General features: G+C 72.1%; 16 protein-coding genes. 10 read left to right on the forward strand and 6 right to left on the reverse strand.

The features are described 5' to 3' along the window. Position 1: 1 nt before the first annotated feature. The gene (locus ABT232_RS15620; RefSeq protein WP_351840434.1) at positions 2-841 is read right to left on the reverse strand and encodes a TIM barrel protein; all 840 of its coding nucleotides are present in this window, start codon (positions 839-841) and stop codon (positions 2-4) included. Between the two features lie 171 nt (positions 842-1,012). On the opposite strand from ABT232_RS15620, the gene ABT232_RS15625 reads away from it, so the two are divergent. From ABT232_RS15625 to ABT232_RS15660, 8 genes are all read left to right on the forward strand, one after another. Further along, positions 1,013-1,264, forward strand: a complete 252-nt coding sequence (locus ABT232_RS15625; RefSeq protein WP_351840435.1) for a thiamine-binding protein — start codon at positions 1,013-1,015, stop codon at positions 1,262-1,264. Beyond that, on the forward strand, positions 1,261-1,629 hold the full coding sequence (locus ABT232_RS15630; RefSeq protein WP_351840436.1) for a helix-turn-helix domain-containing protein: 369 nt from the start codon (positions 1,261-1,263) through the stop codon (positions 1,627-1,629). Before ABT232_RS15625 ends, ABT232_RS15630 begins: the two co-directional genes overlap by 4 nt. 172 nt (positions 1,630-1,801) lie before the next feature. After that, a complete protein-coding gene (gene uraD, locus ABT232_RS15635; RefSeq protein WP_351840437.1) occupies positions 1,802-2,314 on the forward strand; it encodes a 2-oxo-4-hydroxy-4-carboxy-5-ureidoimidazoline decarboxylase in 513 nt (170 codons plus the stop codon). Between the two features lie 4 nt (positions 2,315-2,318). Next, a complete protein-coding gene (gene uraH, locus ABT232_RS15640; RefSeq protein ID WP_351840438.1) occupies positions 2,319-2,723 on the forward strand; it encodes a hydroxyisourate hydrolase in 405 nt (134 codons plus the stop codon). A gap of 5 nt (positions 2,724-2,728) precedes the next feature. Beyond that, the gene (gene pucL, locus ABT232_RS15645) at positions 2,729-3,652 is read left to right on the forward strand and encodes a factor-independent urate hydroxylase (RefSeq protein WP_351840439.1); all 924 of its coding nucleotides are present in this window, start codon (positions 2,729-2,731) and stop codon (positions 3,650-3,652) included. Positions 3,653-3,717: 65 nt separating this feature from the next. Next, the gene (locus ABT232_RS15650) at positions 3,718-5,127 is read left to right on the forward strand and encodes a nucleobase:cation symporter-2 family protein (RefSeq protein ID WP_351840440.1); all 1,410 of its coding nucleotides are present in this window, start codon (positions 3,718-3,720) and stop codon (positions 5,125-5,127) included. A 78-nt stretch (positions 5,128-5,205) separates the two neighbouring features. Then, positions 5,206-6,591 (forward strand): 8-oxoguanine deaminase, encoded by a 1,386-nt coding sequence (locus ABT232_RS15655; RefSeq protein WP_351840441.1) that lies wholly within the window; start codon positions 5,206-5,208, stop codon positions 6,589-6,591. 334 nt (positions 6,592-6,925) lie between these two features. Continuing rightward, complete coding sequence (locus ABT232_RS15660; protein WP_450871647.1) at positions 6,926-8,272, forward strand: nucleobase:cation symporter-2 family protein; 1,347 nt, start codon at positions 6,926-6,928, stop codon at positions 8,270-8,272. Positions 8,273-8,518: 246 nt separating this feature from the next. Here ABT232_RS15660 and ABT232_RS15665 read toward each other — a convergent pair whose 3' ends face one another. Further along, the gene (locus tag ABT232_RS15665) at positions 8,519-9,322 is read right to left on the reverse strand and encodes an AraC family transcriptional regulator (RefSeq protein WP_351840442.1); all 804 of its coding nucleotides are present in this window, start codon (positions 9,320-9,322) and stop codon (positions 8,519-8,521) included. A gap of 95 nt (positions 9,323-9,417) precedes the next feature. On the opposite strand from ABT232_RS15665, the gene ABT232_RS15670 reads away from it, so the two are divergent. Next, positions 9,418-10,269, forward strand: a complete 852-nt coding sequence (locus ABT232_RS15670; protein ID WP_351840443.1) for an SDR family oxidoreductase — start codon at positions 9,418-9,420, stop codon at positions 10,267-10,269. 14 nt (positions 10,270-10,283) lie between these two features. On the opposite strand, the gene ABT232_RS15675 is transcribed toward ABT232_RS15670, so the two are convergent. The 4 genes from ABT232_RS15675 to ABT232_RS15690 form a co-directional block, all read right to left on the reverse strand. Further along, entirely contained in the window at positions 10,284-10,706 is a 423-nt protein-coding gene (locus ABT232_RS15675) for an acyl-CoA thioesterase (RefSeq protein ID WP_351840444.1), read from the reverse strand. Between the two features lie 62 nt (positions 10,707-10,768). Next, positions 10,769-11,395: a hypothetical protein gene (locus ABT232_RS15680; RefSeq protein ID WP_351840445.1), complete on the reverse strand. Its 627-nt coding sequence runs from the start codon at positions 11,393-11,395 to the stop codon at positions 10,769-10,771. A gap of 47 nt (positions 11,396-11,442) precedes the next feature. After that, positions 11,443-12,042, reverse strand: coding sequence for a histidine phosphatase family protein (locus ABT232_RS15685; protein WP_351840446.1), 600 nt, complete (start codon positions 12,040-12,042; stop codon positions 11,443-11,445). Positions 12,043-12,072: 30 nt separating this feature from the next. Then, positions 12,073-13,281: a pyridoxal phosphate-dependent aminotransferase gene (locus tag ABT232_RS15690; RefSeq protein ID WP_351840447.1), complete on the reverse strand. Its 1,209-nt coding sequence runs from the start codon at positions 13,279-13,281 to the stop codon at positions 12,073-12,075. An 87-nt stretch (positions 13,282-13,368) separates the two neighbouring features. On the opposite strand from ABT232_RS15690, the gene ABT232_RS15695 reads away from it, so the two are divergent. After that, entirely contained in the window at positions 13,369-13,992 is a 624-nt protein-coding gene (locus ABT232_RS15695) for a winged helix-turn-helix transcriptional regulator (protein ID WP_351840448.1), read from the forward strand. The last annotated feature ends 19 nt before the right edge of the window (positions 13,993-14,011 follow it).

The raw sequence follows: 14,011 nt of genomic DNA on the forward strand, positions 1-14,011 counted from the left end.
GTCAGCGGGCGGCGCGGGCCTCGGCCGGCAGCCAGTCGAAGGCCTCGGCGCTCGGGCGGTCGCCGGGCTTGTACTCCAGGCCGACCCAGCCGTCGTAACCGGCCTTCCTCAGCTGGTCGAGCAGGTCCTCCAGCGGCAGGGTGCCGGTGCCGGGGGCGCCTCGGCCGGGGTTGTCGGCGATCTGCACATGGCCGGTCCCGGCGGCGTACCGCTCGATCACCGACGGCAGGTCCTCGCCGTTCATCGACAGGTGGTAGAGGTCCATCAGGAACGTGGCGTTGCCCAGTCCCGTCGCCTCGTTGACCTTGTCGACGATCCCGACCGCGGCGGGCGCGCTCACCAGCGGGTACAGCGGCGACTCCGGCTGGTTCAGCGCCTCGATCAGCAGGATCGCGCCGATCCGGTCGGCGGCCCGGGCCGCGAGGGTCAGGTTCTCCAGCGCCAGCGCGTCCTGCTCGGCCGGGTCGACGCCCGCCACGCGGTTGCCGTAGAGCGCGTTGAGCGCCTTGCAGCCGAGGGAGGCGGCGAAGCCGGCGGCGACGTCGATGTTGGCACGGAACCGGTCCGACTCCTCGCCCGGCACCGACAGGGCGCCGCGGTCGGGGCCCGGGAGCTGTCCGGCGTAGAAGTTCAGGCCGGTGAGCTGGACGCCCGCGTCCTCGATCGCCCGCTTCAGGGCGTCGAGCTCGGACTGCTCGGGGGTGGGGGTGTCGATCCAGGGCCACCACAGCTCGACCGCGGTGAAGCCGGCCGCGGCGGCGGCCGCGGGGCGCTCCAGGAGCGGGAGTTCCGTGAAGAGGATCGACAGGTTGACGTTGAAGCGCTGGTCTGCGAATCCCATCAGGGTCGCGCTCCTTCCTGATTGGCTCCTCCGCGATCTATTTCGTATCGCGGAAGTTCATTTCTGCTTACCGGAAGACATGGGGAAGACTGCATGCCGTCGGGGAGGGCTGTCAAGAGCCGAACCGGTGACGGCCGCCCGAAAGGGCGCACCGCGCGTTAGGTTGAGCGCGTGCGACTGCGAGTGGAATTCACAACCGAGCCCTTCGATCTCGACGAGGCGCCCGCGCACGCGCTGGTGGCGCGTGAGGTCATCGAGGCCGCCGAGCTGGACGAGGTGGACGTCGGCCCGTTCGGCAACACCGCCGAGGGCGGCGCGGACCAGGTCCTCACCGCCGTTGACGCCCTGCTGCGCAAGGCCCTGGAGGCCGGTGCCACCCGGGTCTCGCTCCAGGTCAACGTGGTGGGGGAGGGCGAGCGGTGACCGGGTCCGGCGACGAGCCCTTCATCGCGGCGGTGAAGCCGCTCATCGACGCCATGGGCGGCGAGATGCTGCCGCCCGACGAGGCGGGACCGGACGATGTCGTGCTCTCCTGGGAGGGTGCCGACGTGCTCGCCGTGCGCCTGCCGCAGCTGGCGGACTCCCTCGACCACATCCTGGCCGCCATGGAGCGCAAGCGAGGCAAGCCGCTGGCGGACCTGGACCGCAAGGCCAAACAGGAGATCGTGCGGGCGCTGGAGGCGCGCGGCGCCTTCGCCGTACGGCACGGAGTGGAGACGGTGGCCGGCGCGCTCGGCGTCAGCCGCTTCACCGTCTACAACTACCTCAACCGCGAGAAGGAGGCCTGAGAGGGCCCGAAGCGGGTGGTGTCAGGCCGCCGTCCCGGCTCCGGGGCGGCGGCCTTTGTCATCCCGCTTTTGTTACCCCGAATTTTCAACAAAGTGTTGACGTGGTGTTTCGCAGAGCGTTAGCTATCCGCAGCCCGTTCAGCACGAAGGCCGCAAGGCCACGGAGGCTCCCGTGACTTCCACTTCCACGTCGCCGGGCCTGGCCCGGTTCAACGCCCTGGAGGAGCCCGCGGCCACCGCCGCACTCCACGAGGCGTGTGCCTCCACGGCATGGGGGGAGCGACTGCTCGCCGCCCGACCCTATGCCACCCCCGAGGACCTGTACACGGCCAGCGACGCGGCCACCGCCGAGCTGACCGCGAACGACCTCGACGAGGCGATGGCCGGGCACCCCCCGATCGGCCGCCCCAAGCCCGGCGACCCGACCTCCGCCCGCGAACAGCGCGGCATGGCCGGCGCCTCCGACGAGCTGAAGGCCGAGATGCTGGAACTGAACCTGGCCTACCAGGAGAAGTTCGGCCATGTCTTCCTGATCTGCGCCACCGGCCGGACCGGCGAGCAGATGCGGGACGCCGTGAAGGAGCGGATCGGCAACACGCCGGAGCGGGAGCGGGAGATCGTCCGCACCGAGCTGGGGAAGATCAACCGCATCCGACTGGCCCGACTCGTCGAAGAGGACGCCTGACACCATGAGCACCAGCACCACCGCCTCCGTGTCCACCCACATCCTGGACACCTCCGTCGGCCGCCCCGCCGAGGGCGTCGCCGTCCACCTCTCCGCCCGCGGGGGCGCAGACGCGGACTGGCAGGCGCTCGGCGGCTCCGCGACCGACGCCGACGGCCGGTGCAAGGACCTTCCGGCGCTGCCGGAGGGGACGACCCATGTACGGCTCGACTTCGCCGTCGAGCGGTACTTCGAGAGTTTCGCGAAGAAGCAAGCCGATGCGCAGCAGGACGCCCCCGCGAATCGGGACAGCGGTCCGTCCGTGTTCTTCCCCGAGGTGGCGATCACCTTCGCCGTCGTACCGGGCGAGCACTACCACGTACCGCTGCTGCTCAACCCGTTCGGCTACTCCGTTTACCGAGGGAGCTAGCAGACATGCCCACGATCCTGGGACAGAACCAGTACGGCAAGGCCGAGAACCGAGTCGTAAAGATCACGCGGGACGGCGCCACCCACCACATCAAGGACCTGAACGTCTCCGTCGCCCTCTCCGGTGACATGGACGAGGTCCACTACTCCGGCTCCAACGCCAACGTGCTCCCCACCGACACCACCAAGAACACGGTGTTCGCGTTCGCCAAGGAGTACGGCATCGAGTCCGCCGAGCAGTTCGGCATCCACCTCGCCCGCCACTTCGTCACCTCGCAGGAGCCGATCCACCAGGCCCGCATCCGTATCGAGGAGTACGCCTGGGAGCGGATCGAGACCTCCGACGCCAACTCCAAGTTCATCGGCGCCGACGAGGTCAAGCACTCCTTCGTCCGCAAGGGCCAGGAGACCCGGGTCACCCAGATCACCTTCGACGGTGAGAAGTGGGAGGTCGTCTCCGGCCTCAAGGACCTGGTCGTGATGAACTCGACCAACTCCGAGTTCTGGGGCTACGTCAAGGACAAGTACACCACCCTCCAGGAGGCGTACGACCGCATCCTGGCGACCCAGGTCTCCGGCCGCTGGCGGTTCAACTGGACCGACGACGAGCAGAAGATGCCGAACTGGGAGAAGTCCTACGAGCAGGTCAAGAAGCACATGCTCCAGGCCTTCGCCGAGACCTACTCCCTCTCGCTCCAGCAGACGCTGTACCAGATGGGCTCGCGCATCATCAACAACCGCAGCGAGATAGACGAGGTCCGCTTCTCCCTCCCGAACAAGCACCACTTCCTCGTGGACCTGGAGCCGTTCGGGCTGAAGAACGACAACGAGGTGTACTTCGCCGCGGACCGTCCCTACGGCCTGATCGAGGCCACCATCCTGCGGGACGGCTGCGAGGCCCGTATCCCGGTCGACATGACCAACCTCTGACGCGGGACGCGCGCCCCCGGTCCCGCCGGCCGGGACCGGGGGCGCGCCACACCGGAGGGAACACCATGGCACAGCCCGCCGAGGGGCCGGCGAAAGTCCCCTGTCCCACCCCGCCGGCGCACACCGAGGACGCCGTCACGTCCGTGCACCCGGTCGACGAGAAGCTCCACCCCTCGCGGCTCGTCCCCGCCGCGCTCCAGCACATCGCCGCGATGTACGCGGGCGTCGTCACTCCTCCGCTCATCATCGGCCAGGCCTGCGGACTCGACCTCGCGGCCCGCACCCGGCTGATCGCCGCGAGCCTGCTCATCGCGGGCGTCGCGACCCTCCTGCAGACCATCGGCGTCAAGGGCTTCGTCGGCAACCGGCTGCCCTTCGTCAACGCCGCCTCCTCGGCCGGCATCGCCCCGATCCTCGCGATCGCCGAGACCAACGACCCGGGCCGCCAACTCCCCGCCGTCTACGGCGCGGTGATGGTCGCCGGCGTCTTCTGCCTGGCCGTCGGACCGTTCTTCGGACGGCTGCTGCGCTACTTCCCGCCCCTGGTCACCGGCGTCGTGATCACCCTGATCGGCGTCACCCTGATGCCCGTGCCGGTCGGCTGGGCCCAGGGCGGCGACGAGAGCGCCGCCGACTTCGGCGCCATGAGGCACCTCGCGCTCGCCGGCTTCACCCTCATCGTGATCCTGCTCTTCCAGCGCTTCGGCCGCGGCTTCGTCAAGCAGGTCGCCCTGCTGTTCGGGCTGCTCATCGGCACCCTGGCCGCCGTCCCCTTCGGCATGGCCGACTTCCAAGCCCTCAAGTCCGCCCCCGTCGCCGCGCTGCCCGCCCCGTTCGCCTTCGGCGCGCCCGAGTTCCAGCCCGCGGCCGTCCTGTCGCTGTGCATCGTGATGCTGGTGCTGATGACCGAGTCGAGCGCCGGCATGCTCGCCCTCGGCGAGATCTGCGACCGCCGCGCCGACGCCCGGACCATCACCCGCGGACTGCGCACCGACGGCCTCGCCACCCTGCTCGGCCCGGTCTTCGGCGGCTTCCCCACCTCCGCCTTCGCCCAGAACGTCGGCGTCGTCTCCCTCACCCGGGTGCGCAGCCGCTACGTCGTCGCCGTCGCCGGCGCCACCCTGCTGGTCCTCGGCGCCTTCCCGGTGCTCGGCGCGGTCGTCTCCCTGGTCCCCATGCCGGTCCTCGGCGGCGCGGGCATCGTGCTCTTCGGCTCGATCGCCGTCAGCGGCATCCGCACCCTCTCGGAAGCCGGCCTCGACGACAGCTCCAACATCATCCTGGTGGCCGTGGCGCTCGGCGCCGGCATCATCCCGCTGGCGTCACCGACGTTCTACGCGGACTTCCCGGCCTGGGCGCAGACCGTGCTCGGCTCCGGGATCAGCGCCGGCGCGCTCGTCGCCGTCTCGCTCAACCTGTTCTTCCACCATCTCGGCACCCGGCGCCAACCGGCCCCGGCACTCAAATCCTCCTAGGGTCCTGCCGTGCCCTCCCCGTGGACACTTCCCGGTCCTCCCGTCCACGGGTCCGCCACTGAAAGACAAGGAAGCACCATGGCACCATCGGCAGCCCAGCGCATCGTCATCGAGAACTGCGCGATCGCGACCGTGGACGCGGGCGACACGGAGTACGCCTCCGGACACCTCGTCCTGGCCGGCAACCGGATCGAGTCGGTCGGCGCGGGCAAGGCCCCCGAGGGGCTGGAGAACGTGGTGCGCCGGATCGACGCGAGCGGCCACCTGGCCACACCGGGTCTGGTCAACACCCACCACCACTTCTACCAGTGGATCACCCGGGGCCTGGCCACCGACCACAACCTGTTCAACTGGCTGGTCGCGCTCTACCCGACCTGGGCGCGCATCGACGAGGCCATGACGTACGCGGCCGCGCAGGGCTCGCTCGCCATGATGGCCCGCGGCGGTGTCACCACCGCAATGGACCACCACTACGTCTTCCCGCGGGGCTCCGGAGACCTGTCCGGCTCGATCATCCGCGCCGCCGCCGAGATGGGCGTACGGTTCACGCTGGCCCGCGGCTCGATGGACCGCAGCGAGAAGGACGGCGGCCTGCCGCCGGACTTCGCCGTCGAGACGCTGGAAGGCGCGCTCGCCGCCACCGAGGAGACCGTCAAGAAGCACCACGACGCCTCCTTCGACGCCATGACCCAGGTGGCGGTCGCCCCCTGCTCGCCGTTCTCCGTCTCCACCGAACTGATGCGTGACGGCGCCGAACTGGCCCGCCGCCTCGGCGTACGGCTGCACACCCACGGCTCGGAGACCGTGGAGGAGGAGAAGTTCTGCCACGAGCTGTTCGGCATGGGCCCGACGGACTACTTCGAGTCCACCGGCTGGCTGGGCGAGGACGTGTGGATGGCGCACTGCGTCCACATGACCGACTCCGACATCGCCGCCTTCGCCCGCACCAGGACCGGCGTCGCCCACTGCCCGTCCTCCAACGCCCGCCTCGCCGCCGGCATCGCCCGCGTCCCCGACATGCTGAAGGCGGGCGTCCCGGTCGGCCTCGGCGTCGACGGCACCGCCTCCAACGAGTCCGGTGAACTCCACACCGAACTGCGCAACGCCCTGCTGATCAACCGCCTGGGCGCTCACCGCGAGGCAGCCCTGAACGCCCGTCAGGCGCTGCGCCTCGGCACCCACGGCGGTGCGCAGGTCCTCGGCCGGGCCGACCAGATCGGCTCGCTGGAGGCCGGCAAGCTGGCCGACGTGGTGCTGTGGAAGATGGACACGCTCGCCCACGCCTCCATCGCCGACCCGGTGACCGCGCTCGTCTTCGGCGCCGCCGCCCTCGTCACCGCCTCCTTCGTCAACGGCCGGCAGATCGTCGACAACGGCCGCCTCACCACCGTCGACGAGGACGCCGTCGCCCGCTCCACCCGCGAGGAGGCCCAGCGCCTGGCGCGTATCGCCGCCCAGGGCTGATCCCACCAGACTCCGGCCGAGAGGGACGGCTCCCGGCCGGGACCCGTGGATCCGAGCGGGATCCACGGCAGCCGTCTCCGGGGCGCGTGCCCATGCGCGCGCCCCGGAACGGTCACCGCTCACCGCTCGCAGTGCCACCCCCGTCCCGGTCCCGCACGACCACCCGCACCACCTCCAAGAAACCCACGTCAGAGCCGACGTGTAACCGACCGGAGGAGCCGCCGTGGCCGCTCAGCCAGATGCCGTACCGCCCATATCCGCCCCGGATCCCGCCGCGGATCCCGGGTCACGCCCCGGCGTGCATCCCGTCGACGAGAAACTGCCCGCCCTCAAGATGGCGACCACCGGCCTCCAGCACGTGGCCGCCATGTACGCGGGCGTGGTCGCCCCGCCCCTGATCGTCGGCGCCGCCATCGGCCTGTCCGGCACCGAACTGACCTTCCTGACCGGCGCCTGCCTGTTCACCGCGGGCCTCGCCACCTTCCTCCAGACCCTCGGCGTCTGGAAGATCGGTGCCCGGCTGCCCTTCGTCAACGGCGTCACCTTCGCCGGTGTCGCCCCCATGACCGCGATCGTCGCCGCCACCGACGACAAGTCCGACGCGCTGCCGATCATCTTCGGCGCGGTGATCGTCGCCGGCCTCCTCGGCTTCCTCGCCGCCCCCTTCTTCAGCAAGGCGGTCCGCTTCTTCCCGCCGGTCGTCACCGGCACCGTCATCACCCTGATCGGCATCTCGCTGCTCCCGGTCGCCTTCGGCTGGGCCCAGGGCGCGAGCCCCGCGGCCGACGACTACGGCTCCGGCACCAACCTGGGCCTGGCCGCCGTGACCCTGGTGATCGTGCTGCTGCTGCGCCGCTTCACCCGCGGCTTCGTCAAGCAGATCGCCGTGCTGCTGGGCCTGGTCGCGGGCACGCTGGTCGCGATCCCGCTCGGGGTGACGGACTTCAGCCCGGTCGCCGACGCGGACCTCGTCGGCTTCCCGACGCCGTTCCACTTCGGCGCACCGCAGTTCCAGGTCGCCGCGATCGTCTCGCTGTGCGTGGTGATGGTGGTGTCGATGACCGAGTCGACCGCCGACATGCTCGCCCTCGGTGAGATCGTGGACCGCCCGGCCGACGAGAAGACCATCGCGGCCGGACTGCGCGCCGACACCCTCGGCTCCGCGCTCAGCCCGCTCTTCAACGGCTTCATGTGCAGCGCCTTCGCGCAGAACATCGGCCTGGTCGCGATGACCCGGATTCGCAGCCGGTTCGTCGTCGCGGCCGGCGGTGGCTTCCTGGTGCTGATGGGCCTGTGCCCGGTCGCCGCCTCGCTCATCGCCGTGGTGCCCCGCCCGGTGCTCGGCGGCGCGGGCGTCGTCCTGTTCGGCTCGGTCGCCGCGAGCGGCATCCAGACCCTGGTCCGGGCCGGCCTCGACAAGGACAACAACGTGCTCATCGTGGCCGTCTCCGTGGCCGTCGGCATCATCCCGATCACCGAGCCGGACTTCTACCACGCCTTCCCGGAGACCGCCCGGATCGTCCTGGACTCCGGCATCTCCACCGGCTGTGTCGCCGCCGTCCTGCTGAACTTCGTCTTCAACCACCTCGGCAAGGGCCGCGACGCCCAGGACGTCACCCACCCGATGGAAGCCGGAGAGGAGCTCACCGGGGCCGCTACCCGGGCCCCGGCCACTCCATGAGGTTGGCGAACAGTTCCGCCTGTTCCACGGCGTCGTCCAGCGCGATGGGGGTGCCCCTGCTCGAGCGCAGTCGAGAGCGGGGGAGCGTGTCGGCGGCGCCGTGGCAGCGGTTCCGGCGGCATGGCGCGCCCGCCTCCGCGCTCACCCATCGGGTGAACTGCGACGGCGCCACAGGCTCGGTCTGCCACGTCGTGCTGTCGTGGCGGAGCAGCGTCGCAGAGGGACGGCGTCCACCGCACCCGCGTCTCAGCCGCGGGCCCACGCCTGGCAGGGGCGGGCGCCGGGGAGGCGGCCGGTGACGTAGGCGCGGGGCGGGACGCCCATGAGGGAGCGGAAGTCGGCCGTCATATGAGCCTGGTCGTAGTAGCCGGAGGCCACGGCCAGTTCGGCCCAGGACACGCCGGCCGCGCGGGCCAGGACATGGCGTACCCGCTCGATGCGGGCGTAGTGCTTGGGGGAGAGCCCGATCCCCTCGGTGAACAGCTTGCGCAGCTGACGCTCGCTCACCGCGAGCCGGCGGGCGGTCTCCGCCACCTGCGCGGGGGCCCGGCCCTCCCGGACGGACAGCTCCGCCACCCCGGCACGCAGCAGCTCCGCCCGCTCCCGGTCGGCGCCCTTCGGCAGCGTCCGAGGCAGCACCTCCGCCAGCCGCTCCGCCAGCTCGTCGGGGGCGAAGGCGCGCAACCGGTCGGCCAGCCGGCTCGTCGCCGGGCCCGGCAGAGCGTCCAGCGGGACCACCCGGCCCACCAGGTCCACCGCGGGCACACCGAGCAGCGGCCGGGTGGCGCCGGGCGCGAGGCTGAGGCGCACACACGAGGCGGGGCGCTCCGGCGCGTGGTAGGAGGCGCGGGTGCGCGGTCCGACGACCATGGCGTCCCGGCGCCCGTCCGCCGCTGTCCGCACGACCAGTTTCACCGCCGGGTCCGGCACGAACGTGTACGGCCCCGGTACCGCGCCGGGTGCCGCCACCGTCGTCATGTCCGCTATCCACGCCCGCAGTTCGGCGGGCATCGGCATCGGCAGCGGGTGCTCGGCCACGGCGTCGGTCATGCCCCCACGGTAGGCGCCCGCGGCCTCCGGCGGGCTCCCGGTTGTGTGCCGGAATCTCCAAGAGCCGCGCAGCCGCCGCCCGGCACCGTGGGGACATGATCCTCGTGACCGGTGCCACCGGCACCATCGGAAGTGACCTGGTACGACAGCTGGCCGCGCGCGGCGAGAAGGTGCGCGCCCTCACCCGGGACCTGGACCGGGCCTCGGTGCCCTCGGGCGTGGAGGTGGTCCGCGGCGACTACCGCGACCCGGAGTCGGTGCGGGCGGCGATGGACGCAGTGACCGCCGCCTTCCTCGTGGGCGTCCCCGGGTCCGGCGCCCAGCACGACGGGGAGCTGGTGGACGCGGCGCGGGCGGCGGGCGTGGGCCGGCTGGTGAAGCTCTCCGCGATCGGCACCGGCGACCCCGCTCTCGGCCCGTCCGGTGCCTGGCATCTGCCGGGCGAGCGGGCGCTGCGCAACAGCGGCGCGCAGTGGACGGTGCTTCGGCCCTCGGTCTTCGCCTCGAACACGCTGAGCTGGGCTCCGGCGATCCGCGCGGGCGAGCCGGTGCCGAACATGACCGGTGCCGGGCGCCAGGGCGTGGTCGACCCGCGGGACGTGTCCGAGGTGGCGGCGCGGGCGCTGCTGGAGGCGGGGCACTCGGGACGGACGTACACGCTGACCGGTCCGGAGCCGGTGAGTGTCGCCGAGCAGGCGGCCGTCCTCGCGGCCGTGCTCGGCAGGCCGGTCACCACCCGCGACCTCTCCGTGGAGGAGGCCCGGGACCTCCTGGCCGGCTGGGGCCTCGACGCGGAGGCCGCTGAGGGCGTGCTCGCCGGGAACGCCTATGTGCGGCGCGGCCGCAACGCCGTCGTCACCGACGACGTGCCCCGCGTCCTGGGCCGTCCGGCGCGTGGCTACCGGGAGTGGGCCGTGGACCACCGCGCCGCCTTCGCCGAGGGGTGAGGGGCGCGGCGGGCTCAGAGTCCGAACAGGGCGGGCTCGGCGGCCAGTTCCTTGAACCGCTCCCGGGGGTCGGGGAGCAGGCGGCGGGTCTTCAGGTCCAGCAGTCCGCCGACCGCCTCGATCTCCGCCGCGACCGTGCCGTCGGCCTTGACGACGCTCTGCCGGATGCGGAACGTCTTGCCGTCGCTCCACTCGAACACGCAGGTCACCTCGACCTCGTCGCCCGCCAGCAGCTCCCGGCGGTAGCGGATGGTCGTCTCCAGGGCGACCGGGCCGACGCCCTTCGCCTGGAGGTCGGCCTGGCGGATGCCGGCCGCGTGCAGCAGCGACCAGCGCGCGTGCTCGGCGTAGTTGAGGTAGACGGCCTGGTTGAGGTGGCCCTGGACGTCGGTCTCGTACCCGCGGACGGTCACCGGAACGGAATACGGCTCGGACACGGCTTCCCCTTCTTCTTCTCCTGCCACGACGATCGGTGCTCCCGCATCCTCACACGAGGCCCTCACGCCCGCCGTGGCGAGGCCAGGAGGTAGCGGACGCGGGTGCGCGGTTCCGTGTGCTCGCCGGCCTGCCAGCCCGCCTCTTCCAGTGTGGCCCCGCAGGCCCGCAGCGCCTCGGCGTCCGGTTCGTGCACGGCGACGGCCTCCGGCTGCGGGGTCGCCCGCACCCGGTAGCCGGGTCCGTCGGCGCCGTCGGCGCCGTCGGCCGGGCGGTGTCCGGCGGCCTCCAGGGCGAGCGCGGCGGCCCGCACCAGATGGCTCCGCTCCCAGCCGCAGGGCCGGTCCACCGCACCGCCCGGGTTGGTCATCCGGCGCAGCTCCAGCAGCCCCTGCCAGGCGCTGTGCACCTCCCGGACCCGGGCCGGGCCGGCCGGCGGCGGCTGTTCCTCGCCGCCGACGCGGGCGGCGAACACACCGGTCGGCTCGGGCGGGGGTGCGGCGGGCTCGGCCTCCCGCAGCCGGTGTCCGGCCGGGGTGAGGAAGTGGTCGTGCGGCGGCCGAGGGTGGCGGAAGGCGAGGCCGTGCCGCACCAGCGCGGCCAGCTGTGCCGGTGTCGCCCTGAGCCGTCCGGTGACCGGATCGGCGGCGTCGAGGACCCGCCGCTGCGCGGCGGTGGGCGGTCGGGTCACGGCGTGCTCCCTCCATGCTCCGGGCAACTGCCCCAGTGCTTCGAAGGCTACGACGGGGGTCTGACATTCCAGCCCGCGATCACCGGCCGCCCGTGCTGGGTGCCCAGCCGGCACAGGGTGCCCGTCGCCAGCTGGAACAGCGCGCCCTGGGCCGGCGGCAGCCCGAGCCGCCGCGCGGTCAGCACCCGCAGGAAGTGCCCGTGCGCCACCAGCACCACCGCGCCCTCGGTGTTGGCGAACGCCGCGTCCACCTTGGCGAGCATCCGGTCGGCGCGCTCCCCGACCTGCGCGGGTGTCTCACCGGGGTGCTCGGGCGGCCCGGGCGCGACGCCGTCCCGGAACAGGAACCAGTCCGGCCGCTCGCGCTGGATCTCGACGGTGGTGACGCCCTCGTAGCCGCCGTAGTCCCACTCGCGCAGATCGGCGTCCACCCGCGTTCCGTGCAGCCCGATCAGCTCGGCGGTCTCCCGGGCCCGCTGGAGGGGGCTGACGAACGCGGCCCCGATGCGGTGCGAGCGGATCAGCGGCACCAGCCGCCGCGCCTCCTCGCGCCCGTGCTCGGTCAGCGGGACGTCCGTCGATCCGGTGTGCCGTCCGGACCGCGACCACTCGGTCTCACCGTGCCGCACGAGGAAGAGATCACTCATGCGGCCAGGCTAGGGAGCGCCGGGCGCCGGCTACTGCCGGTACCCGCCGAGGAACCGCCCGATCCGCCCGATCGCCGCCTCCAGGTCGTCCGCGTGGGGGAGGGTGAGGATGCGGAAGTGGTCCGGGGCCGGCCAGTTGAAGCCGGTGCCCTGGACGACCTGGATCTTCTCGCGCAGCAGCAGGTCCAGGACGAACTTCTCGTCGTCGTGGATCTTGTGCACCTTGGGGTCGAGGCGCGGGAACGCGTACAGCGCGCCCTTCGGCTTCACGCAGGACACGCCCGGGATCTCGTTCAGCTTCTCCCAGGCCACGTTGCGCTGTTCGTGGAGGCGGCCGCCCGCGGATGTGAGGTCGGTGATGGACTGCCGGCCGCCGAGCGCGGCCTGGATGGCGTACTGGGCGGGCGCGTTGGCGCACAGCCGCATGGAGGCCAGCATGGTGAGGCCCTCCAGGTAGTCCCTGGCGTGCTGCCGGGGCCCGGTGACGACCAGCCAGCCGGAGCGGAAGCCCGCCACCCGGTAGGTCTTGGACAGGCCGCAGAAGGTGAGGACGACCAGGTCGGGGGCGAGGGCGGCGGCCGAGTGGTGGACGGCGTCGTCGTAGAGGATCTGGTCGTAGATCTCGTCGGCGAAGACCATCAGACCGTGCCGCCGGGCCAGGTCGAGGACGCCCTCGACGATCTCCTTGGGGTAGACCGCGCCGGTGGGGTTGTTCGGGTTGATGATCACGACCGCCTTCGTCCGGTCGGTGATCTTCGACTCCATGTCCGCCAGGTCCGGGTACCACTCGGCCTGCTCGTCGCAGAGGTAGTGGACCGCCTTGCCGCCCGCGAGTGTCGTCACGGCCGTCCACAGCGGGAAGTCGGGGGCGGGGATCAGGACTTCGTCGCCGTTCTCGAGCAGCGCCTGCACGGCCATCGAGACCAGCTCGGAGACGCCGTTGCCGAGGAACACGTCGTCGACGTCGACCTCCAGGCCGAGCGTCTGGTAGCGCTGGGCGACCGCCCGGCGGGCGGAGAGGACCCCGCGCGAGTCGGTGTAGCCGTGCGCCCTCGGGAGCATCCGGATCATGTCCTGGACGATCTCCTCCGGCGCCTCGAAGCCGAAGAGGGCCGGGTTGCCGGTGTTCAGGCGCAGCACGCTGTGCCCCGCCTCCTCCAGCGCGTTGGCGTGCTCGATCACCGGGCCGCGGATCTCGTAACAGACCTCGCTCAGCTTGCTCGACTGCCGGAACTCCATGCGCTGTTTCCCCTCCGGTGACGTGTCTTGCTTGGTTTTACCAAGTAGCAGCTTGGAAAGTCCAACAACTTGTCTACACTGCGTCGCATGTCACCTCGTCGAAGCTACGACCAGTACTGCTCCGCCGCCCGCGCCCTCGACGTCGTCGGCGACCGCTGGACCCTGCTGATCGTCCGTGAGCTGCTGGCCGGCCCCCGCCGCTACACCGACCTGCACGCGGACCTGCCGGGCGTGAGCACCGACGTACTCGCCTCCCGGCTGAAGGACATGGAGCGCGACGGGCTGACCACCAGGCGCCGGCTGCCGCCGCCCGGCGCGGCCTACGTCTACGAACTCACCGCGCGCGGAAGCGCGTTGCTGCCGGTGCTCCAGGCGCTCGGCACCTGGGGGCAGGGCGAGCTGGGCGAGCGGCGGCCCACCGACGCGGTCCGCGCCCACTGGTTCGCGCTGCCGCTGCTGCGGGCCCTGGAGGGGCAGGGGACCGTGGAGGTCCAGCTGGAGGAAGGCCGCTTCCATCTGCACGTCGGCGCCGAGCAGGGCCCGGTCTACGGCGACGGGCCCGCGCCCGGCGACCCCGACGCCCGGCTGGTCCTGGACGCCGGCACCTGCGCGGCGGTGGCGCGCGGCGAGACGACCCTCACCGAGGCGGTGCGGGACGGACGGGTCACGGTGACCGGCGACGGGGCGATCGCCAAGGCGCTGCGGGCATGAAGAGGGCCCGCGCACGGCG

The sequence above is a fragment of the Streptomyces sp. NPDC001532 genome, assembly GCF_040298625.1.
GTDB lineage: Bacteria > Actinomycetota > Actinomycetes > Streptomycetales > Streptomycetaceae > Streptomyces.